At 70.7% G+C, this 20,941-nt stretch carries 20 protein-coding genes; 14 read left to right on the top strand and 6 right to left on the bottom strand.

Translation table 11 applies throughout. The features are described from left to right. Position 1 precedes the first annotated feature (1 nt). From acpS to fabD, 13 genes are all read left to right on the top strand, one after another. Entirely contained in the window at positions 2-499 is a 498-nt protein-coding gene (gene acpS, locus GCN81_RS19330) for a holo-ACP synthase (protein ID WP_156725860.1), read from the top strand. Between the two features lie 2 nt (positions 500-501). Continuing rightward, entirely contained in the window at positions 502-963 is a 462-nt protein-coding gene (locus GCN81_RS19325; RefSeq protein ID WP_156725859.1) for a hotdog domain-containing protein, read from the top strand. After that, entirely contained in the window at positions 960-2,246 is a 1,287-nt protein-coding gene (locus tag GCN81_RS19320) for a beta-ketoacyl-[acyl-carrier-protein] synthase family protein (protein ID WP_156725858.1), read from the top strand. Before GCN81_RS19325 ends, GCN81_RS19320 begins: the two co-directional genes overlap by 4 nt. Next, positions 2,243-2,635, top strand: coding sequence for a 3-hydroxyacyl-ACP dehydratase FabZ family protein (locus tag GCN81_RS19315; protein ID WP_156725857.1), 393 nt, complete (start codon positions 2,243-2,245; stop codon positions 2,633-2,635). The genes GCN81_RS19320 and GCN81_RS19315 overlap by 4 nt, the downstream gene beginning before the upstream one ends. Beyond that, on the top strand, positions 2,632-3,942 hold the full coding sequence (locus tag GCN81_RS19310; protein WP_156725856.1) for a beta-ketoacyl-[acyl-carrier-protein] synthase family protein: 1,311 nt from the start codon (positions 2,632-2,634) through the stop codon (positions 3,940-3,942). The genes GCN81_RS19315 and GCN81_RS19310 overlap by 4 nt, the downstream gene beginning before the upstream one ends. Continuing rightward, positions 3,939-6,422: a beta-ketoacyl-[acyl-carrier-protein] synthase family protein gene (locus tag GCN81_RS19305; protein WP_156725855.1), complete on the top strand. Its 2,484-nt coding sequence runs from the start codon at positions 3,939-3,941 to the stop codon at positions 6,420-6,422. The genes GCN81_RS19310 and GCN81_RS19305 overlap by 4 nt, the downstream gene beginning before the upstream one ends. Then, positions 6,419-7,195: a 3-oxoacyl-ACP reductase family protein gene (locus tag GCN81_RS19300; protein WP_231626852.1), complete on the top strand. Its 777-nt coding sequence runs from the start codon at positions 6,419-6,421 to the stop codon at positions 7,193-7,195. The genes GCN81_RS19305 and GCN81_RS19300 overlap by 4 nt, the downstream gene beginning before the upstream one ends. Continuing rightward, on the top strand, positions 7,192-8,796 hold the full coding sequence (locus GCN81_RS19295) for an acyl-CoA carboxylase subunit beta (RefSeq protein WP_156725854.1): 1,605 nt from the start codon (positions 7,192-7,194) through the stop codon (positions 8,794-8,796). Before GCN81_RS19300 ends, GCN81_RS19295 begins: the two co-directional genes overlap by 4 nt. Beyond that, a complete protein-coding gene (locus tag GCN81_RS19290; protein WP_156725853.1) occupies positions 8,793-8,987 on the top strand; it encodes an acyl-CoA carboxylase epsilon subunit in 195 nt (64 codons plus the stop codon). Before GCN81_RS19295 ends, GCN81_RS19290 begins: the two co-directional genes overlap by 4 nt. 135 nt (positions 8,988-9,122) lie before the next feature. Further along, complete coding sequence (locus GCN81_RS19285) at positions 9,123-9,524, top strand: acyl carrier protein (RefSeq protein WP_156725852.1); 402 nt, start codon at positions 9,123-9,125, stop codon at positions 9,522-9,524. 14 nt (positions 9,525-9,538) lie between these two features. Next, on the top strand, positions 9,539-10,624 hold the full coding sequence (locus GCN81_RS19280) for a 3-oxoacyl-ACP synthase III family protein (RefSeq protein ID WP_156725851.1): 1,086 nt from the start codon (positions 9,539-9,541) through the stop codon (positions 10,622-10,624). Positions 10,625-10,635: 11 nt separating this feature from the next. After that, positions 10,636-11,151 (top strand): flavin reductase family protein, encoded by a 516-nt coding sequence (locus GCN81_RS19275; RefSeq protein WP_156725850.1) that lies wholly within the window; start codon positions 10,636-10,638, stop codon positions 11,149-11,151. A gap of 131 nt (positions 11,152-11,282) precedes the next feature. Then, positions 11,283-12,248, top strand: coding sequence for an ACP S-malonyltransferase (gene fabD / locus GCN81_RS19270; protein WP_156725849.1), 966 nt, complete (start codon positions 11,283-11,285; stop codon positions 12,246-12,248). 308 nt (positions 12,249-12,556) lie between these two features. Here the strand turns inward: fabD and GCN81_RS19265 are convergent, their stop codons facing one another. From GCN81_RS19265 to GCN81_RS19240, 6 genes are all read right to left on the bottom strand, one after another. Beyond that, the gene (locus GCN81_RS19265; RefSeq protein ID WP_231626850.1) at positions 12,557-13,234 is read right to left on the bottom strand and encodes an RNA polymerase sigma factor; all 678 of its coding nucleotides are present in this window, start codon (positions 13,232-13,234) and stop codon (positions 12,557-12,559) included. 506 nt (positions 13,235-13,740) lie between these two features. Next, positions 13,741-15,114, bottom strand: a complete 1,374-nt coding sequence (locus tag GCN81_RS19260; RefSeq protein WP_197287705.1) for a cytochrome P450 — start codon at positions 15,112-15,114, stop codon at positions 13,741-13,743. Positions 15,115-15,116: 2 nt separating this feature from the next. Next, positions 15,117-15,710 carry a DUF2867 domain-containing protein gene (locus GCN81_RS19255; protein WP_156725847.1) on the bottom strand — a complete coding sequence of 198 codons (594 nt, stop codon included), beginning with the start codon at positions 15,708-15,710 and terminating at the stop codon, positions 15,117-15,119. After that, positions 15,707-17,986: an MMPL family transporter gene (locus tag GCN81_RS19250; RefSeq protein WP_156725846.1), complete on the bottom strand. Its 2,280-nt coding sequence runs from the start codon at positions 17,984-17,986 to the stop codon at positions 15,707-15,709. The genes GCN81_RS19255 and GCN81_RS19250 overlap by 4 nt, the downstream gene beginning before the upstream one ends. An 11-nt stretch (positions 17,987-17,997) precedes the next feature. After that, complete coding sequence (locus GCN81_RS19245; protein ID WP_156725845.1) at positions 17,998-19,524, bottom strand: phytoene desaturase family protein; 1,527 nt, start codon at positions 19,522-19,524, stop codon at positions 17,998-18,000. 194 nt (positions 19,525-19,718) lie between these two features. Further along, positions 19,719-20,063, bottom strand: coding sequence for a Rieske (2Fe-2S) protein (locus tag GCN81_RS19240; protein WP_156725844.1), 345 nt, complete (start codon positions 20,061-20,063; stop codon positions 19,719-19,721). Between the two features lie 146 nt (positions 20,064-20,209). Here GCN81_RS19240 and GCN81_RS19235 point away from each other — a divergent pair, with 146 nt between their 5' ends. Further along, entirely contained in the window at positions 20,210-20,890 is a 681-nt protein-coding gene (locus GCN81_RS19235; protein WP_231626848.1) for a class I SAM-dependent methyltransferase, read from the top strand. Positions 20,891-20,941 lie beyond the last annotated feature (51 nt).

Genomic DNA, 20,941 nt, shown 5'->3' with positions numbered 1-20,941 from the left:
AGTGGCGCAACGGATCGCGGTCGGCGTGGACCTGGTGCGGGTGGACCGGGTGGACCGGCTGCTCGACGACAACCCCGAGGCCGAGCAGGACATCTTCACCGAACGCGAGCGCGCCTACTGCGCGGGCAAGCGCAACGGCATGGCCCACCTCGCGGCGCGGTTCGCCGCCAAGGAGGCCGTACTGAAGGCGCTCGGCACCGGGCTCGGACCCGGCACCCGGTGGCACGACGTCGAGGTGGTCAACACCCCACTCGGCCGCCCCCGGGTGCGGCTGAGCGGCGGGGCCGGGGCGCGCGCGGCGCGGTCCGGGGCGACGTCGGTCGAGCTGTCGCTCTCGCACAGCGGGGAGTACGCCATCGCCCACGCCGTACTGCTGCTTGACGAGCCCGTCGACCTCGCCGACCCCGCCGAGCCCGCCGACCCCGCCAACTCCGGTGCCTCCGGCGACGCAGCCAAAGCCGCAGCCGATGCCGCCGACAACGCCTCAGGCAAGGGATGACGATGCGTTTCCATCTGATCGACCGAATCGACTCCTGGGATGCCGGGCGCTCCATCAAGGCCCGCAAACTCACCTCCTGGTTCGAGGACTTCTGGCGGGACGAGGGCGACGGGCCCGCGATGCCCGAGCCGCTGGTGCTGGAGGCGCTCTGCCAGGCCGGGACCTGGCTGATCATCGCGACGACGGACGTACGGCAGCGCGCCGCGCTGCTCTCGGTGGACGGGGTGTCCTTCCACGGCGCGGTGCGCCCCGGGGACGTACTGGTCCTGGAGGGCACGGTCGAGTCGATGGGCGACGAGACCGCGGTGATCTCGGGCACGGCGTCGGTGAACGGCGAGCCGGTGATGAAGGCCGAGGCCGTGATGTGCGCACTGCTGCCCGCCGAGGATCTCCAGGACCCGGTGGAGACCCGGCGGATGCTGGAGCAGCTGACCCGCGAGCCGGTCGGGGGCGGTGCCCGATGAGCACCACGACGACAGCGGTACGCCGGGTCGCCGTCACGGGCGTCGGCGCGGTCACCCCGCTCGGCAACACCGCGGCCGAGACCTGGCGCGGGCTCGCCGAGGGGCGTAGCGGGGTGAGCCGGCTGGAGACCTTCGACGCCTCGACGTTCCCGGTCCGTATCGCGGGCCAGGTCAAGGACTTCGACCCGAAGGCCGTGGCGCCCGCCAAGCGGCGCCGCCATCTGTCGCGGGCCGCGCTGTTCGCGCTGGCCGCCGCCCAGGAGGCGGTGGCGGACGCGGGTGAGGGCTGGCACGACGCCGATCCGTACGACCGGGGCGCGGTGGTCGCCGGGACGGTCGGCAGGCCCGAGCTCCAGGAACTGGTCGACATGTCGTACCAGTTGAGCAGCAGCGACTTTCACGACCTGTACCGGCAGGCGCCCTCAGACGTCCTGCTGCGCAACCAGAACGTCGGCGTGTCGGCGGTCGCCGGGGCCGGGGACTGCCGGGGTCCGGTGGTCAGTGTGTCCACCGCCTGCGCGGGCGCCGCACACGCGATCGGTGAGGCGTACCGGCGCATCCAGGAGGGCGAGTGCGCGCAGACGCTCGCCGGTGGCTTCGACGCGCTGACCACCTGGATGGACGTCCTGGGCTTCTCGTTGCTCGGGGCCATCACGGACCGCTGGAACGACGAGCCGGAGCGCGCCTCGCGTCCCTTCGACAGCGACCGCTCAGGCTTCGTGCTCGGCGAGGGCGCGGTGATCGTCGCCCTGGAGGAGTGGGACAGCGCGGTGGCGCGCGGCGCCCATATCCATGCCGAACTAGTGGGCTACGGCTCGACGTTGAACGCGTACCGGATCACCGACTCGCCGCCGGACGGCGGCGGCGCGGTCACCGCGATGCGGGACGCGGTCGCCGAGTCGGGCCTCGGCCCGGAGGGCATCGACTACATCGCCGCGCACGGCACGTCCACGCCGGGCAACGACGCCAGTGAGACCACCGCCATCCGGGGGCTGTTCGGCGAGCACGCGGAGCGGCTGTGCGTCAGCTCACCCAAGTCCATGACCGGCCACCTCACTTCGGCCGCGGCCGGGGTCAACCTGATCGCCGCGCTGGGCGCGCTGCGGGAGGGCGTGGTGCCGCCGACCATCAACCTCGACACCCCGGACCCCAAGCTCGGCCTGGACTACGTGCCGAATAGAGCGGCCCGTCGCCCGGTGCGTGCGGCGCTCGTCAACGCCTTCGCGTTCGGCGGCACCAATGCCTGCTTCGTGGTCAAGTCCCCGGAAGGAGCTGCGGCATGACAGCGTTCGATGAGGTTCTCGACGTGCGGCCGGGGGTGAGTGCCCGCGCGGTGCGCCATGTCGCTGGCACGCTCCCGGTGTTCGAGACGCACTTTCCCCGCTTTCCGGTGCTGCCGGGTGTGCTGATCCTGGACGACGTCGTGCAGGCCGCCCGGCTCGCGGCGCCCGCCGCGCCCGCCGGTTCGCGCTGGGCCCTGGCCGAGGCGCGGCGGGTGCGCTACCGCCACTTCGCCCGGCCGGGAGACCGGCTGGAGATCAGCGTCACGGTCACCGAGGCGACCGAGGACGCGGTGACGCTCAAGGCGGTGGCGTCCGTGGACGGCAAGGACGTGACGACAATCCGCCAGCTGCGTCTGGAAGCACGCGAGAAGAAGGCGGTGGCGGCATGAGGCGCGTCGCGGTCACCGGTATCGGAGTCCTGACCGCGCTGGGCGAGGGCCGGGGCGAGACCTGGAAGGGCCTGCTCGAAGGGCGTAGTGCCGTCGGCCCCATCCAGGGCTACGACGCCTCGTCGCTCACGACCCGGCTCGCGGCCGAGCTGCCGGATTTCCGGGCCACCAGGTACGCCCCGCGCAAGTCGCTGCGGATGACCACACGCAATGACCAACTGGCCATCTCCGGCGCCGCGCTGGCCGTCGAGGACGCCGGGCTCGACCTGGCGGAGGCCGGGTTCGACCCGGAGCGCGCCGGGGTGTTCGTCGGCGGGAACAAGGAGATCTCGAACCCCGAGCACCTGCTCACCGGCTCTCTGGCGGGCCGGGCCGAGGACGGCAAGGCCGATCTGCGTCAGCTCGGCGAGCGCGCGTCATCGGCGTTCTACCCGCTGTACTTCGTCGAGGGGCTACAGTCCGCGTCGCTCTTCCACCTCTCGCACGCGCATGGCTTCAAGGGCGCCAACTCCTACTACCACGGCACCGCGGACGCCGGTCTCACCGCGCTCGCCCGGGGCTACCGCTCCATCCGGGGCGGCGAGTCCGACGTGGTGATCGCGGGCGGCTTCGACGACGCGGCGTCCTGGTGGGTGATGACCAAGATGGACGGCCTCGGGGTGCTCACCACGCGCAACGACGCCGGGGCGGACGCGTTCCGCCCGTACGACAGGGCGCGCAGCGGCTCCGTACTCGGCGAGGGGGCGGCCTTCCTCGTACTGGAGGAGTGGGAGGCCGCCGAGCGGCGTGGCGCGCGGATCTACGCGGAGGTCGGGGGCTTCGGGGCCACCCAGGACCCGGAGTTGGTCACCCCGCACCCGCTGGGTGAGCCGCTGGCCGCCGCCGTACGCAAGGCGCTGCGGGAGGCCCGGCTTGACGCCGGTGCGGTGGATTACGTGGCCACGCACGGGTGTGCGACGCGGCTCGGGGACCTGACCGAGGCGCGGGCGCTGACCGCCGTGTTCGGCGGGGCCGATGGCAAGGCGTCCGGCACGGCGGCGGGCAGCGTCAAGCCCGCGACGGGGCATCTGGTGGCGGGCGCGGGCGCGCTCAACGCCGCGGTGTGCGCGCTGGCGATCGACGGCGGGGCGCTGCCGCCGACGCTCGGCCTCACCGAACTGGACCCCGAGTGCGCGGGGATGGACTGGGTGGCGGGGGCCGCCCGCGAGGAACGGGTGCGGCACACCGTGGCGATCGGCCGCGGACTGGAAGGACAGCAGACGGCGCTCGTACTGAGCGCTCCGGGTGCGAACGGGGAACACGCATGACGGACACGGACACGGCCACGGCCACGGCCACGGCCACGGCCACGACAAGGACAACCACGGATACCACTACCAGCGAGACCGCGTCGGCGAGCGGTGTGACCGTCGTCGGTACGGGCGCGATCTCGGCGCTCGGCCCCACGGCGCGGCACCTGTGGGAGGGCGCGCGCCGCGGGCAGGTCGGCATCGGCCCCGTACAGGCGCTGTCCATGGACGGGCTCGACACCAAGGTCGGTGGCGAGGTCACCGACCCGGTGGAGCCGCGGCGCGGCTACCTCGCACCCGAGGGCTTCCGGGAGCGGGCCATCGAGCTGGCCCTGGTCGCGGCGGATGAGGCCCTGGCGACGCTGCCGGAGGGGCTGGTGGCGGCTGAGCGGTTCGGCGTGGTCCTGGGCACCTGCAACGCCGGTCTGCTCTCGGGGCGTGAGTGGCTGCGCGCCGTACGGGACGGCGAGACGCCGGACCCCAGGCTGGCGCTGCTGGTCACTCCGCAGGCGCTGGCCGAGTCGGTCGGGGCGGCCTTTGGGCTACGGGGCCCGGTGCTCGCGGTGAACACCGCCTGCGCGTCGGGCGCGAACGCCATCGGTCTCGCCGCCGACCTGCTGCGCGCGGGGCGCGCGGATGCGGTGCTCGCCGGGGGCAGCGATGCCTTCTCGGACGTCTGCTTCGCTGGTTTCCACGCACTCCAGTCGCTGTCGCCCGAGCCTGCCGCGCCCTATGACGCGGGCCGCCAGGGCCTGTCGCTCGGCGAGGGCAGCGGCATGGTGCTGCTGGTCCGCTCCGACTTCGCCCGCGAGCACGGGCTGACGGGCCTCGCCGACGTCGCCGGGTACGGGCTGTCCGCCGACGGCTTCCACTCCACGGCCCCGCAGCCCGAGGGCAAGGGCGCCGCCCGCGCCATCACCTCGGCGCTGCGGCTCTCCGGGGTCACGCCCGAGGAGATCGGGTACGTGAACGGGCACGGCACCGGCACCCCCAAGAACGACCCGGCCGAGACCAACGCGATCCGTCTCGCTCTCGGCGAGGCGGAGGCGGCCCGTACGCCCGTCTCCTCCACCAAGTCGATGATCGGCCACATGCTGGGCGCGGCCGGTGCCGCCGAGGCGATCGTCACCGCGCATGCCCTGAACGAGCAGCTCGCGCCGCCCACCGCCGGGTACACCACACCCGATCCCGAGTGCCCGCTGGACTACATACCGGGCGCGGCCCGCCCGCTGGACTCCGGCGCCGCGCTGTCCAACAACTTCGCCTTCGGCGGGGCCAACGCCTCCCTGGTGCTGACCCGCAGCGCCGACGCGCACCGGCCGCCCGCCCCGGACACCGACCGTGTGGTGATCACCGGCATCGGGCTGCTGAGCCCGGCCGGAGGCAGCGCGGCCGAGGTCTGGTCGGCGTACACCCGTGGCCAGGTGCCGGTGACCGTCGCCGACGGGGTGCGGCGGAGCGCGGTGGACTTCGACCCCGAGCCGTATCTGACGAAGCGCCAGCGGCGGCGGATGGACCGGCTCGCGCAGTTCGGCATCGCCGCCACCAGCAAGGCGCTCGCGGACGCCGGGGTGGAGCCCGGCAGCCCCGAGGCCGAGGCGATCGGCATCGTCTTCGGCACCGGCACGGGCCCGATGGAGGCGATGCAGAAGTTCACCGACCCGCTGCTCGCCGAGGGCCCGGCCGCCGCCGATCCGTCGGTCTTCCCGAACACCGTCTACAACCAGGCGGCCGGCCAGATCGCCATCCACCTCGGGCTGCGCGGCCCCACTTCCACCCTCTCGGTGGGCCACGCCACCGGTGCCGCGACGCTCGCCTACACCGCCGACCTGCTGGCCGCCGGGCACGCCGACGCGCTGGTGTGCACGGTCACCGACACCCTCACCGAGCAGGTCGGCCGGGCGTACGCGGCGGTCGGCGCCGCCTCCACCCGCGCCGACGACGAGCCCGCCGACGGGAAGTTCACGCTCGCCGAGGGCAGCGTCGCCGTCGTCCTGGAGCGCCGCTCGGCGGCGATCGCCCGGGGCGCCACCATCCTCGGCGAGATCCTCGGCCACGGCATGGCGTCCGACGCCAGCCGGGCCCGCCGTTGGGACGCACGCGGCCGGGGGCTGGAGCGCGCCATGCGGGCGGCCCTTGACGACGCCGGGCTCGCGCCGACCGGGGTGGGCGCGGTGTGGCTGGCCGCCGCCGGGCTGAGCACGGCGGACGCCGCCGAGAACCTGGCTGTCTCCCGGCTGTTCGGCCCCCATCCGGTGCCCGCCCTGCACGCGCCCAAGACCGTGCTCGGCGAGCCGATGGGCGTCGGCGGCGCGCTGACCCTGGCGCTCGCGCTGCACCAGGGGCGGTTCGGCGGCGGCCTGCCGGTCCTGCTGAACAGCTCGTCGCTGGGCGGCAGCCATGTCTCCGTCGCCGTGCGCTGCGGAGCCGATTCCCCCCGTACCACCACCACTCACGACGTATCTGACGTATCTGACGTATCTGGAGAGAACCGATGAGCTCGCTGAAGCTGCAAGGACAGGTCGCGCTGGTCACCGGCGGTTCCCGGGGCATCGGCGCCGCCATCTGCCGCAAGCTGGCCGCCGACGGGGCCGCCGTGGCCATCAACTACCGCAGTTCCGAGGGCCCGGCGAAGGAGCTGGCCCAGGAGATCGAGGCGGCCGGGGGCAAGGCGATCACCGTGCACGGCGACGTCGCGGACGCGGCGGCGGCCCAGGACATGGTGCGGCAGACCGTCGAGAGCCTCGGCGGCATCGACATCCTGGTCAACAACGCCGGGGTCGCCCAGGACGCCCTCGTCTACCACATGGAGATGGACGACTGGGTCGACGTCATGAAGGTCAACTTCGGTGGCGTCTTCCACTGCACCAAGGCGGTACTGCCGCACTTCATGAGCAAGGGCGCGGGCGTCATCGTCAACGTCTCCTCGGTGATGGGCGAACGCGGCTGGATCGGCGAGTCCAACTACGCCGCGTCCAAGGGCGCGGTGAACGCCTTCACCCGCTGCTGCGCCATGGAGTCGGCGCGCTTCGGCATCCGCGTCAACGCCGTACTGCCCGGCTTCGCGCCGACCGACCTGGTGGCGGGGCTGACCGAGGGCACCACCGGGCGCGCCATCAAGAAGCAGATCCCGATGCGGAAGTTCGGCGAGGTCGAGCAGATCGCGGATGTGGTCCGCTTCCTCAGCGGCCCCGAGTCCTCCTACATGACCGGCTCGCTGGTGAACGTGGACGGTGGCGCGATGACCGCGCTGGGTCTGGGGCGGCCATGAGCAGCCCCAGCGACACCGCGCTGCGCAGCACCGTACGAGGTGAGCTGCCGCGCGAGACGATGGAGCAGCGCGCCGACGAACTGCGCGTCATCAAGGAGGAGTTGCACGCGGGCGACGCGGCGGCCACCGAACGGCAGCACGCCAAGGGCAAGCTGACCGCCCGGGAACGCATCGCGCTCCTGCTGGACGAGGGCTCCTTCGCCGAGATCGAGCCGTTGCGCAGGCACCGGGCCACCGACTTCGGGATGGACCAGCGGCGCCCGCACGGCGATGGCGTCATCGCCGGATGGGGCCGGGTGCACGGCCGTGAAGTCCTCGTCTACGCCCATGACTTCCGGGTGTTCGGCGGCGCGCTGGGCGAGGCCCACGCACAGAAGATCCACAAGGTGATGGACCTGGCCGAGGCGAGTGGCGTGCCGCTGGTCTCGCTGTGTGACGGGGCGGGCGCCCGCATCCAGGAGGGCGTCACGGCGCTCGCCGGGTACGGCGGCATCTTCAGCCGTAACGTCCGGGCCTCCGGGCTGATTCCGCAGATCAGCGTGGTGCTCGGGCCGTGCGCTGGCGGCGCGGCCTACTCCCCCGCGCTCACCGACTTCGTGTTCATGGTGCGCGGCACCTCGCAGATGTTCCTCACCGGGCCCGATGTGGTGCAGGCGGTGACCGGCGAGAAGCTCACCCAGGACGAGCTGGGCGGCGCCGATCTGCACGCGCGGGAGTCGGGCCTCGCGGGGTTCGCCCACGACGACGAGGAGTCGGCCTTCGAGGACGTACGGCATCTGCTGTCGCTGCTGCCGCAGAACAACCGGGAGATGCCGCCGGCCGAGGTCACCGCGGACCCGGCGGACCGTTCCTGTGACGCGCTCATGGATCTCGTACCGGTCGATCCGCAGGCCGCGTACGACATGCGCGCGGTGATCGGGGAGATCGTCGACGACGGGGACTTCTTCGAGGTCCACGAGGACTGGGGCGCCAGTCTGATCTGCGCCCTGGCGCGGCTGGACGGGCAGACCGTGGGCATCGTCGCCAACCAGCCGATGCGGCTGGCCGGGGTACTGGACATCCAGTCATCGGAAAAGGGCGCGCGGTTCGTGCAGACCTGCGACGCCTTCAACATCCCGCTGGTGACGCTGGTGGACGTGCCCGGCTTCCTGCCGGGTGCCGACCAGGAGCGCGGCGGCATCATCCGGCACGGCGCGAAGCTGCTGTACGCGTACTGCAACGCGACCGTGCCCCGTATCCAGGTCATCGTGCGCAAGGCGTACGGCGGCGCGTACATCGTGATGGACTCCCGCTCCATCGGCACCGACCTGTCCTTCGCGTGGCCCACCAACGAGATCGCCGTGATGGGCGCCGAGGGCGCGGCCAACGTGGTCTTCCGTAAGCGCATCGCGGCGGCCGACGACCCCGAGGCCGAGCGCGCCGAGGTCATCGACACGTACAAGCGCACCCTGATGCACCCGTACTACGCGGCCGAGCGCGGCCTCGTCGACGACGTGATCGACCCGCGCGACACCCGCGAGGTACTGATCCGCTCGCTGGCGCTGCTGCGCGCCAAGTACGTACCGCTGGCGCGCCGCAAGCACGGGAACCAGCCGCAGTGAGCGCCACCCGCCCACCGGCCGGGCTGCGCGTCACGCACGGCGCGCCGACCGCCGAGGAGCTGTGCGCGGTGCTGGTGGCGCTGCGGCTGGCCACCACGCCCGCTCCTGCGCCGAAGGCGCGCCGACCGCGAGCCCCGTGGTCCGTGCCGCGCGCCGCTGCGGATGCCTCGCCCGTCTCCTGGGCGAGCTAGGAACTGTCTTCCCGCGAACGTCACCAAGGCCGAAATCGAGGACGGGGCGCGCCCGGTGTATCCGACCGCCCCGTCCGCGGATCTGAACGTACGAGACACACAGGCCACATATCTCACCAGTCCGGAGGGACCACCATGGACCGCAACACCATCGTCAAGGCCGTCACCGAGGCCGTGATCGACGCGCTGGGCGCCGAGGACGACGAGGTCGTGCCCGAGGCGACCCTGCTGGATGACCTGGGCGCGGAGTCGATCGACCTGCTCGACATCCTCTTCCGCCTGGAGCGCTCGCTGGGCATCAAGATCCAGGCGGCGGAGCTCGCCGCGTACGTCCAGGGCGGCATCCCGGACGAGGAGTTCGGCGACGAGAACGAGATCGTCTCGGCCGTCGGCCTCGCCCAGCTGAAGAAGGTCATGCCGCAGATCGACACCGACGCGCTGGCGGGCAAGCTGGAGGCCACCCAGGTCATGGGCCTGTTCACGGTGGAGAACCTGGTCGGCCTCGTCGAGCACCGCGCCGCGCTCGCCACGGTCTGAGGAGGCCACACCAGATGACCGCGATACAGATCATCGGCACCGGGGGCTATCAGCCCGGTGACCCGATCTCCACCGAGGAGATCGCACGCCTCGTCGGGCCGCTGCCCGACGAGGTGCGCGAGGGCCTCTCCATCGAGCGCCGGTTCTGGATGATCGACCCGGCTACCGGTGAACACCGCGAGAACAACTCGGACATGGCCTACAAGGCGGCCGTCCAGGCGCTGGACTCGGCCGGGCTCGAGGCCGGGGACGTCGACCTGATCATCCTCGCCACCGGCACCCCGGACTTCCCGCTGCCGCCGCTGGTCAATCTGGTGCAGGAGCGCCTGGGTCTGACCCGCTGCGCCACGCTGGAGATCCGCTCCGGCGGGGCCGGGGTGGTCCAGGGTCTTGATGTGGCGCGGATGTACCTGGAGTCCGGCGTCTACCGGACCGCGCTGGTCATCGGCAGCGAGGCCATCTCGCCGGTGCTCGCGCCCATCTTCCTCGGCAAGGACCCGTACAAGATCCGGATGCGGGACCGGATGCCGGTCTACATGTTCGGCGACGGCGCGGGCGCGATCGTGCTCCGTGCCGAGGAAGGCGGCGAGGGCGGTCTCCTTGGCGCCGCGATGGAGGCCATCGGCGGTGACCGCAAGCCCGGCATCCACTCGGTGGGTGGCGGCACGCACGCCCCGATCCACGAGCAGCTCAAGGCCAAGCGGCTGGTTGACCTGAAGGTCGACGTGGTCGGCGCGGGCGACTTCACTCCGGTGATGGTCACCGAGGCGATCAGCAGCACGCTGCGGCGGAGCAAGGTGGATGTCGACTCCGTCGACCTCTGTCTGGTCCCGGAGGGGAACGTCGGCTGGATGCTGGACGCCCTCCACGAGCTGGGCCTGGACACCGCCGAGTGGAAGGCGCTGGACGGGAAGGTGTTCGACAGCCTCTCCACCATGGGCGCCGTCGGCTGTGCGGCGGTGCCGCTGTTCCTGGACGACGCCTGGCGCTCGGGCCAGGTCAAGCCGGGCGACCGGCTGATGCTGGTCGGCGTCGAGTCCACCAAGTGGATCTACGCGGGGGCGGTCGTGGACTGGACCGCGGCCACCCCTGCCGGCTGAGAGGGGCCACCATGACGTCCCGCAGCACCACACCGGTGGCCTCCGCCGTCGGCCCCAGGGAGTTCCGGCAGGCGATGGGGCGCTTCGTCACCGGGGTCGCGGTGGTCACCTCGTACGGGCCCGGCGGGCCGTACGGGACCACCGTCTCCTCTCTGACCTCGGTGTCGTTGGAGCCCCCGATGCTGCTGATCTGCCTCGGGCACGGCTCGCAGGTCGCCGAAGTGATCGATGCCTGCGGGGTGTTCACCGTGAACGTGCTGGGTCGCGAGCAGTCCTCGCTGGCCTCGCGGTTCGCCGCGTCGGACCGGCCGCGTGGCGCCGCGGGCTTCGCCGGGGTGCCACACCGCGTCGGCGCGGCGGGCACCCCGGTGCTGGACGGGGCCGTGACCCATCTGGACTGCTGGGTGGCCCAGCGGGTCACGGCGGGCGACCACACCGTCTTCATCGGTGAGGTCACCGACATCGGCTGCTCCCCCGACACCGATCCACTCGCCTACCACCAGGGGAAGCTCCTCGGCCTGCGCTGAGCGGCCGGGGCGCCATAGCGGTACGGGACGGGGGGCTGACGCGGATCGCGCGTCAGCCCCCCGTTCACACCGCCCGCCACTCCTACCTCCCCTCTCCCCCCCTCTACCACCCCTCTACGCAAGGGAGATCCATGCAGAACATCGCTTTCCTCTTCCCCGGTCAGGGCTCCCAGCGCCCGGGGATGGGACGGGACCTGGTCGAGCGCCACCCCGAACTGATCGAGCGCTACTACCGGCCAGCCGACGAGCTGCTCGGTTTCGAGCTGTCCCGGCTGTGCTGGGAAGGCACCGCCGACGAGCTGGTGCCCACCGAGATCACCCAGCCCGCCGTCTTCCTGACCAGCATCGCCGTCCTGGACGTGCTGCGGGGCCACGGCATCACCCCGTCGGTCGCCGCGGGGCACAGTCTGGGCGAGTACGCGGCGCTGGTCAGCGCGGGCGTGCTGGAGTGGACGGACGCGCTGCTCCTGGTCCGCAAGCGCGGCGCGTTGATGGCCCAGGTCAACGAGCACACCCCGGGCGCGATGGCGGCGGTGATCGGCCCGGAGGCCCGGCAGGTCGAGCGGGGCTGCTCGGAGGTGGCGGAGCGGACCGGGGCGGTCGTCGAGGTCGCCAACTACAACGACCCCGCGCAGCATGTGGTCTCCGGTGAGCGGGACGCGGTGCGCGAGGTGGCCACGATGATGAAGGCGGCTGGTGCCGAGCGCGTGGTGATGCTGGGCGTGGGAGCACCGTTCCACTGCAGCCTGATGGCCGAACTGGAGGAGGAGTTCACCGCGGAGCTCGACCGGGTGGAGTTCCGGGATCCGGCGTTCCCGGTGCTGGCGAACGTGACGGCGAGCCGTCTGCTGGACGGCGCGGAGGCACGCCATATGCTGCGCCGTCAGCTGGCGGGCGCGGTGCGCTGGTCGGACACCTTGCAGGTGATCTCCGAGAGCGGTGTCGGCACCTTTGTGGAGGCGGGTCCTGGGCGGGCCCTGAGCGGGTTCGTCCGCAATACACTGCCGGGCGCGGTGTGCCATCCCGCGAGTGACGCTCGACGCATCGACCGGATACTTAAGTCTGTCGGATCGCTCGACCCGAGCCTGACCGCCTGAGGGTGTGGCTGAAATGGAGGTCCCGCGAAACGCTACTCAACCGTATTGTCGTTCGCGGGACTTTGCCTTACTCTACGGGTGATTAAACATCGAACTAATTGGCAGAGGTGAGCAGAGTGGACGACACTGCCAGAGAGGCACTGGAAGAGCTCGCGAGTGCCCTCAGATCACCCTCTGACAGGGCGCTGGAAGACGCGAAGGCACTCTTCCCTTTCGTCTTGCACGAAGCCTCACTGAATGAGCAGGTGGACGAGCCGCAGGACAGCCGGGGCGACGAAGCCGCCCCGGCTCCTGAGGCGACGCCGGATTCAGTCGGCCGACACCCTGTCACCCCGCACTGCTACTGAGCTGGGCTCCGGTGCGCTCTCCAGGGCATAGGCCCTGAGGCCCATCGTCTTGATGGACTCGAACAGCACCCTCGCCTGCTCGGTGCGCCCGACCTCGGCCTCGATTGCGCGCTGCAGATGCTTCAGGCACCGGCCCCGGATGGGCCCGATTGAGCCGCGCGCCATCCCGAGCGTGGCGCTGACCTCGTCGTACGACATGGGCGGCTCCGCGACCAACAGGCCGAGCAACGCCTGGCACTTGGGCGAGAGGGAGCAGTAGGCGAGCAGGACCTCGTCGCGTGTCTCGCGCTGGAGCGCGGACTCCTCCGGCTGGTTCGCCGAAGGCAGCGGCCGGTCGAAGACCTCGGGGTCCTCGGTGGGCGCGCTACGGCTCGACTTCTGGATGTGCTTGAGGCTCTCACGGCGGGCCGAGACGGAGATCCAGTGGGCCAGCTTCTCCGGCTCCCTGAGCTTGCCCAGGTGCTGAATGACGCGCATCCAGGTCGTCTGGCTGACATCCTCACAGTCGGCGGGCGAGAGCCTGTGCCCGCGGGCTATGGCCCATATCAGTGGCGTGTACCGATCGACAATGCGATTCCAGCTGTCCTGATTACCGGACAGGCATTCGTCTACGAGTTTATGCAGAGAAAGCGCTTCCATTTAATCCCCCGTCGCTCTCATCGATACCTCGCACATCGTCACGCGACTTGCGCGGTAACGACTGACAGCAGGATGAGTACTGACTCAATACCACTGCCGCGAGGCTCTACAGGCGCCAACTATACGGCCGGGTCGCGGCGTGTCAACTTCCCAATTCGCCGACCCGGCACCTGAACAGACACCGCCGCGGGGGTGCGCGGTTCCCAGGTGACACGACATGTACTGCAATTAAAGTCACACGCCGGAACGGCGGGATCCAGTTAAGCGGAACGTCATTTTCCACCTGCCTGCCAGACCCTTACCTATCCGACCTGACCTGCACTCTTGGCAAGGTTCATACCTTTACCCGGAAGTTTGGATACTCGCTGGAAACATACTGTTGACGCCGCGTCGAATTATTTTGTGACAGCATCCGTACGTCAGCGTTGACCACGACGGCCACCCAGGACAACGCGCTGCGCGGGGTGCGCCTCAGCGCCACCCCGCGAGCCGATCAGCGCAGGCCCTCACGTCCGGGCATGGATGGTCATCGGCAGCCCGTGCGCCACCCGCAGACTGATGCCTGGGGCGGGCTCCACCGGGTGACCGGGAACAAGCTGGAGGCGATAGTGCTGGATGACCCGGGCGATGAGCAGGGGCATCTCCATCATCGCGAAGGCGTCCCCGATGCACTTGCGCGGGCCGCCGCCGAACGGGAAGTAGGCATAACGGTGGCGTTCCTTGACCGCGGCGGGCAGGAAGCGGTCCGGGTCGAAGCCCTCGGGGTTGTCCCAGAACTCCGGGTGCCGGTGAGTGACGTACTGGGAGAGCAGGACCACGGAGTCGCGGGGGACGCGGTAGCCGCGGATCTCGGTGTCTTCGGTGGGCATGCGGCCCATGACCCACAGCGGTGGGTACAGCCGCATCGACTCCTGGATGACCCGGCTGGTGTACTCCAGGCTCGGCAGGTCTTCGAAGGTGGGGGCGCGGTCGCCACATACGGCAGCAACCTCGGCGGCGACGCGGGCCTCGGCCTCCGGATGCCGGGAAAGGAGATACCAGGTCCAGGTCAGCGCCGTGGAGACGGTCTCGTGGCCGGCGATCAGCATCGCCATGACCTCATCCCGCACCTGCTGGTCCGTCATCATCTCGCCGGTGTCGGCGTCCTGGGCGGAGAGGAGCATGCCGACCAGGCTGCTGTCGTCGGCCCCGCTGGCGCGGTGGGCGGCGATCAGGCGGTAGACCACCTCGTCGACGGCGTCACGGCTGCTCCTGAAGCGCCGGTTCACCGGGGTCGGCGCCCACTCGGGCAGCGCGAAAGGCGAGAGCATTCCGGTGAAGGTACGTTCCAGCAGATAGGTGACGTGGACGCCGAGTTTCTCGACGTCCCGGCTCCAGTCCGCGCTGAACAGCGCCCGGGCCAGCACGTCGAGCGTGACCCGCATCATCTCCACGCGCAGGTCGAGCGGCTCGCCGGACATGCTGTTCGGGCGCCAGCGCTCGACCAGCTCATCGGTGGTGGAGACCGTGAGGTCGGCAAAGTCGGCGATGCGCCGCTTGTGGAAGGCGGGCTGGGCCAGGCGCCGCTGCCGACGCCAGTACGTGCCCTGGCTGGCCACCAGCCCCTGCCCGACCACGGCGCTGAACGTGGCACGCTGCAACGGCGGGTGGCGGAAGGTCTGGTGGGCCTCCTGCAGAACGAACTTCACGTCGTCGGGGTGCGTGATCAGGTAGTCCGGCACGCCGCTGAAGGGCGAGCGGAAGCGCACGACATCGCCGTGCTGGCGCCACTGCGACACCAGCGTGCCGATGATGTCCTGGCGCAGGTCCAGGGCGGTGCCGAAGATCGGGTGCCCCCGGGTGGCGGGAGCTTGCCGGGGAACAGCTGTCGGCGCGGTCACGGTCACAGATTCTCCTCGCGGACGGGACCCGCTGGCGGTGTGCCGGGGGGCGTGGGTGAGTTCGGAGTCGTACGGGCCAGAGCGCGGCGCAGCAGCAGGCGCAGCAGCAGCGGGTGGGCCACCCTGACGGGCAGCAGGTAGAGGCGGCCGAAGGTGTTGTGCGCCTGGGCGACGGTGGAGACAGTGACGCGGGGGCGGACGGCGCTGGAGGAGTCGGCGGCGCACTCGGGGTGCTCGACCTGGACCGACGAGCGGAAGTCCAGGTGCTTGTCGTCGAGGCCGAACACGACTTCTGTAGCGGCCCGCTCGATCACAGGGAAGGGGCCGACCCGGTCCTGGTGGCCGTCCGGCTTCCCAGGGATGACGGTGTGCAGGCGCAGGGCGCGGGCCAGCACGTCCCGGGCGCGGATCAGCGCACGCATCGCCGATGGCGGGTCGTTGAAGAGCGCACCGGCCCAGTAGTCGGCGTCATCGGGCGCGCCTGGCGGCAGCGGCGCGCCGGTGGCATGGCGCAGGCCGGCGGCGGGGCGGTACGCGGAGAGCTGGCTACTCCGGGGTACGGGGCAGTCCTGTACGGCGTGCGAACGGCGGGTCACAAGGCGTCCTCTCGCTGAGCCCCGACCCCGGCGCGGACGCCGGCGTCAGCACCGGCGCCGGTGGCTTCCCGTACCGGCTTCGACGGGGCTGGGTGAAGTGCTGTCCCCTCACTGATACCGAACCGGTCGTGGAACCTGCGCAGCGGGGCCGGTGCCCACCAGTTGGCGCGTCCGGTAAGCCGCATGAAGGCGGGCACCAGGAGCGGCCGGATGACCGCGGCGTCCACCAGCACCGCGATGGCCACGCCCAGGCCGAAGAGCTTGATGACCGCTACTCCGGAAGCGGCGAAGGAGAGGAAGACCACCGACATCACCAGCGCCGCCGCGGTGATGATCCGGCCCGTGTGCTCCAGGCCCCTGGCAACCGACTCGGTGTTGTCCCCGGTACGCAGGTACTCCTCCCGGATCCGGGAGATCAGGAAGACCTCGTAGTCCATCGACAGGCCAAAAGCCATACAGAACATCAGAACGGGGATGGCGAGGTTCAGCGTGCCGGTGGCGGTGAAGCCGAGCAGATCCGCCAGATGACCGTCCTGGAAGATCCACACCATCGAGCCGAACAACGCGGTGAGGCTCAGCAGGTTGAGGACCATCGCCTTCAGCGGCAACAGCAGGCTGCCGAAGGCCAGGAAGAGCAGGACGAAGGTGGACACCCCGACGACGAGCAGCGCCCACGGCAGATGGCTGCCGATGGACTGCTTGGCGTCGACCAGTTCCGCGGAGGGTCCACCCACCAGGACCGGATACGGCGCCTGTGTCTCTCGTACGTCCCTGACCAGGGCCTCGCCCTGAGGTGACATCGGCTGCACGTCGGGGACGACCGACAGATGGGTGGCGTCGCCGCGGGTCCTGCGGTCGGCGTCGGGGCCGGGCTCCGCGATCCGCTGGCCGTCCGCGTAGGCGCCGGTCGGCGCCTCGACGCGGGCGACACCGCCAAGGCGGGAGAGCCGCGTCGCGTACTCCCCGGTGGCGCGCTGGCCGGCGCCCGCGGTGTCCGTGGCGACGACGTGCAGGGCCCCCGCGCCGTCCCCGCTGAACTCCTTGCCGATGGTCTCCGAGACCTGGCGCGCCGAGGCGTTCTCCGGGAGCACCCGATGGTCGAAGAGCCCGAACTCCACGCGCTGGAAGGGCAGGCCGAGCACGATCAGTAGCGCGGCGACCCCGGTGCCCACGAGCACCGGGCGGCGCATCACGCGGTGCGCCGTGCGGTACCAGAATCCGTCGCCGCGCGGCGTGGCCGTCCGGCGCCGGGTGGGGACCGCGAACTTGTTCACGCGGCCCTTGAGTACGGCCAGCAGGGCGGGCAGCACCACCACGCCGGCGAACGCCGACAACAGCACCACCGCGATCCCCGAGTACGCGAAGGAGCGGAAGAAAAACTGCGGGAAGACCAGCAGGGCGGAGAGCGAGACCGCGACGGTGGCGGCGCTGAAGACGATGGTGCGGCCCGCCGTGCACACCGCGCGCACCACGGCCTCGTGCGGATCGTCGGTGCCCTGGAGCTCCTCCCGATACCGGGACACCATCAGCAGCGCGTAGTCGATGGCCAGGCCGAGCCCGAGCGCGGTGGTCAGATTGAGCGCGAAAACCGATACATCGGTGAGTGCCGTGATCCCGGCGAGCACTCCGAGGGTGCCGAGGATCGCGATCAGCCCCATGCCGAGCGGCAGCAGCGCGGCGGTCACCGCCCCGAAGACCAGCACCATCAGGATCAGCGTGATCGGCATGGCCACGCTCTCGGCCTTGGTGAGGTCCGACGCGATGGTCTCCTCCAGCTCCCGCTGGATCTGCAGGGAGCCCGCGAGGCGTACGGTCAGCGGGCCGCTGTCGCTCGCGTACGCGGGGTCCAGCGTGCCGAGCCTGCGCAGCCCCGTGGTCTCGTCGCCGTCGACCCGCGCCAGCACCAGCGCCGACGCGCCGTCCTTGGCCCGCATCGCCGGGGACCCCGAGGTCCAGTACGAGGTCACGTTGGAGACCCCGGCCTCTCGGCTGAGCCGTTCGGTCAGCTCACGCCCCGCAGCGGCGCTGGTCGAGCCGTCGACGTCGCCTTCCGCGCTGCGGGCCAGCAGGATCAGGTTCTGGCTTCCGCCGTCGAACCGGTCGACAAGTTCCCGCCCGGCCCGGCTGGACTCCGATGCCGGGTCGGTCAGCCCGCCGCCCTTGAGACGGTCGACGCCGCCGCTGCCGACCGCCCCGGCGAGCAGGGCCAGCAGCACGGTGGTGAGGAGTACGGCGATCCGCCGCCGTACGACGAAACGCCCGATGCGCTCGTACATCACAAGGCTCCTTACAGCGCGATTACGGGGATGTCGTCAGGCTTGAAGGTGGGCACGTCGATGCCCGTACCGAGGTGCTTGAGCACCTCACGCGCGGTGTTCATGCCGGAGAGGATCACCCGGAAGGAGGCGGGACCCTCCTCGGTCCAGTGACCGGAGAGGAAGAGGCCGGGCACCGGGGTCTCGTGGGCGAGCCGCTTGCCGCCGATCTGATGCGGCGTCAGGGCCCAGCCGTAGGTGGCGCCCTGGCTGTTGCGGGTGAACCGCTCGATGGTCTGCGGGGTGCCCGCCTGGAGGAAGGTCAGGTTCTCCCGTAGCCCGGGGAAGACCGATTCGAACTCACCGAGCAGCGCGTCGGCGAACTGCTCCTTGTGCTCGCTCCACGGGACACCGTCCGGCCGCTGGTAGGGGGCGACCGCGGTGCCGATCAGCAGATGTTCGCCCGGCTTGCCGAGCTCCGGGTCGAGCATCGTCATCACCGAGAGGGACATCCCGCCGGGACGGCCGCCGAGCACATCCTGCCAGGTGTCGTCGTGGTCCCAGTGGTTGTACTTGAACGTCTCGTGGGCCGGGTTCTCGGCCAGCAGGTCCTGCTCGGTGGCCGCGTAGACGACGCAGGCCGACATCGAGGGCTTCAACCGGGCGAGCCGCTTGGCGTACTTGCTCGGCAGCTCGTCGGCGCCGACCAGCTCGTCAAAGGTCTGGCGGGCATCGGCGTTGGAGATGACGACCGGCGCGGTGTGCACCTCACCGTCGGCGGTACGGACCCCGGCGGCCCGTCCGTCCTGGAGGAGGATCTTCTCCACGGCCGTCCCGGTCAGGACCTGGCCGCCGCCACGCTCGACCGCTACCACGAAGGCGTCGACCAGCTTCTGGAAGCTGCCCTTGCAGTACGAGGGGCCGTCGATGAGCACGCCGATGAACTGGGCGTACGCGAAGAACGACAGCTGCGAGGGCGGGGCGCCCATATAGGGCCACAGCGCCGAGCACATCGCCTTGAGCCGCGGGTCGCGCAGGTACTCGTCCATGACGTCGGCGAGGGTCGCCTTGCGGTACTTCATGAGGGTGGGCAGCAGGTCCGTCAACTGCCCGAGTGCGGAGGGGTCGGTGACGCGCATCGGCGCCTGCGCCGTCTCCAGGAACATCTGCCGACGCAGCTGGAAGAACGCCCGGATGCCGTCCGCCTCCTGCGGGAAGAGCTCGATATGCGCCTCCATGAACTCTTCCAGACCGGTCGGCGCGAAGACGCTCAGGTCCGGGAAGTCGGCCCGGTAGAGGTGATCGATGACGGTCAGTTCGCACTCGTCCTGGACGCCGAGCCAGTCCAGCAGCCCCTGCACCATCTCGCCCTCGGCGAGCACCCGGATCGCCGAGTCGAAGGTGCGCCCGTCGCGGGAGAAGGCGTGCGCGAGGCCACCGATGCCCTCGCTCTGCTCGCAGACGAGAACCTTCTGGCCGCAGTGGGCCAGGATGGCGGCGGCTGACACACCTCCCAGCCCGCTGCCGATGACGATGGCATCCCACTCTCCTGTGCTCATCAGGGCATTACCTCCACGCGGGCGTCAGATCCACCTTTCAGATCTGCGAACCGGACCGCTGGATACAGTCACGGCCCGACGGACTCGTGGCCCTGGTCGCTTCCGTCGCCCTCATCGCGCATACCGTCCTCGCCGCGGCAGCGTGGCAACCTTCAGGGACCGGTACACCGTCCCCTTCGGCAGCTCACTCTCGCTCACCGAGCGGCCCCGCCAGCCCCGCCAGCCCTGGAGAGCAGCACCTCCCCGTCAACGACCCGTACCGCGTAAGTCTCGATCGGGTCGTACGCGGGTGCGTCGAGAGCCGCCCCGGTGCGCAGGCAGAAGCGGCTGAAGTGCCAGGGGCAGGTGACGGTGCCGTCGTCCTCGATCTCCCCGTCGGAGAGCGGGGCGTCCTCATGGCTGCACTGATCGCGCACGGCGAACACCGTGCCGCCAGACCGCGCCAGCAGCACCTGCACCCCATCCAACTCCACGCTGAGCAACTCACCCTCCGGCACGTCCGCCAGGCTCGCCACCCGAATCTCTTCCTTGATATCCACAGCGCTCTCCCTCTAGGTGCGTTTCCTGGCCCGTTCCCGGGCCCGGCCCATGGCGACAGCCGCCCGCACACACCTGATCCGCGCCAAGCCCGCCTGGATACACCAAACTTCCCTAAGATCGACGACACCGACCAGGGGAGGTACGGATGACCCGTGAGCCCGAGCGGCAGAGCCCGGTGGCGGCCGCGACCGCCGTCTACTCGGCGTCCATGCTCCGGGTGTACGACGCCTTCGTCCTGGGAGGAGTCTGCCCGGCGGTGTGGCGCTGCCCGCGCGGGGTGATGGCGGCACAGTACGACCGGCACATCTCCGACCGGCACCTGGACATCGGCCCAGGCACCGGCTACTTCCTGGACCGCTGTCACTTCCCCACGGACCACCCCCAGTTGGCCCTACTGGACCTGAACCCAGCGGTCCTCAAGGCGGCCTCCCGCCGCGTGGCGCGCTACCACCCCACCACCCACCGCCACAACATCCTGGAGCCCTACGACCTCAGCGGCCTCCGCTTCTCCTCGGCCTCCCTCAACTTCGTCCTGCACTGCCTCCCGGGCCCGATGTCCGCCAAAGCGGCGGCCTTCGACCACCTAATCCCCCACCTCACCCCAGGCGCCCAGGTATTCGGCAGCACAGTCCTAGGCGAAGGAGTACCCCACACCCCAGCGGCCTCCGCCCAACTCGACCTCCTCAACCGCAAAAAGGTCTTCAACAACCGCAAAGACTCCCCAGAATCCCTAGAAGCCGAACTCACCACCCGCTTCTCCAAGGTCACCGTCACCCTCCGAGGCTCAGTAGCCCTCTTCACAGCCCAAACCCACAACCTGACCTAACCAGCGGCACCTTCCTGCACGCCGCCGTCCCCCAGCACACAACCCCCCTGA

Source organism: Streptomyces apocyni, from assembly GCF_009739465.1.
GTDB lineage: Bacteria > Actinomycetota > Actinomycetes > Streptomycetales > Streptomycetaceae > Streptomyces > Streptomyces apocyni.
This window is presented reverse-complemented; position numbering and strand designations above follow the sequence as displayed.

Bases quoted from the DNA above. Each gene is read 5' to 3' on its own strand.
- GCN81_RS19325 (WP_156725859.1), top strand. From the start codon at position 502: ATGCGTTTCCATCTGATCGACCGAATCGACTCCTGGGATGCCGGGCGC.
- GCN81_RS19320 (WP_156725858.1), top strand. From the start codon at position 960: ATGAGCACCACGACGACAGCGGTACGCCGGGTCGCCGTCACGGGCGTC.
- GCN81_RS19315 (WP_156725857.1), top strand. From the start codon at position 2,243: ATGACAGCGTTCGATGAGGTTCTCGACGTGCGGCCGGGGGTGAGTGCC.
- GCN81_RS19310 (WP_156725856.1), top strand. From the start codon at position 2,632: ATGAGGCGCGTCGCGGTCACCGGTATCGGAGTCCTGACCGCGCTGGGC.
- GCN81_RS19305 (WP_156725855.1), top strand. From the start codon at position 3,939: ATGACGGACACGGACACGGCCACGGCCACGGCCACGGCCACGGCCACG.
- GCN81_RS19300 (WP_231626852.1), top strand. From the start codon at position 6,419: ATGAGCTCGCTGAAGCTGCAAGGACAGGTCGCGCTGGTCACCGGCGGT.
- GCN81_RS19295 (WP_156725854.1), top strand. From the start codon at position 7,192: ATGAGCAGCCCCAGCGACACCGCGCTGCGCAGCACCGTACGAGGTGAG.
- GCN81_RS19285 (WP_156725852.1), top strand. From the start codon at position 9,123: ATGGACCGCAACACCATCGTCAAGGCCGTCACCGAGGCCGTGATCGAC.
- GCN81_RS19280 (WP_156725851.1), top strand. From the start codon at position 9,539: ATGACCGCGATACAGATCATCGGCACCGGGGGCTATCAGCCCGGTGAC.
- GCN81_RS19275 (WP_156725850.1), top strand. From the start codon at position 10,636: ATGACGTCCCGCAGCACCACACCGGTGGCCTCCGCCGTCGGCCCCAGG.
- fabD (WP_156725849.1), top strand. From the start codon at position 11,283: ATGCAGAACATCGCTTTCCTCTTCCCCGGTCAGGGCTCCCAGCGCCCG.
- GCN81_RS19265 (WP_231626850.1), bottom strand. From the start codon at position 13,234: ATGGAAGCGCTTTCTCTGCATAAACTCGTAGACGAATGCCTGTCCGGT.
- GCN81_RS19250 (WP_156725846.1), bottom strand. From the start codon at position 17,986: ATGTACGAGCGCATCGGGCGTTTCGTCGTACGGCGGCGGATCGCCGTA.
- GCN81_RS19245 (WP_156725845.1), bottom strand. From the start codon at position 19,524: ATGAGCACAGGAGAGTGGGATGCCATCGTCATCGGCAGCGGGCTGGGA.
- GCN81_RS19235 (WP_231626848.1), top strand. From the start codon at position 20,210: ATGACCCGTGAGCCCGAGCGGCAGAGCCCGGTGGCGGCCGCGACCGCC.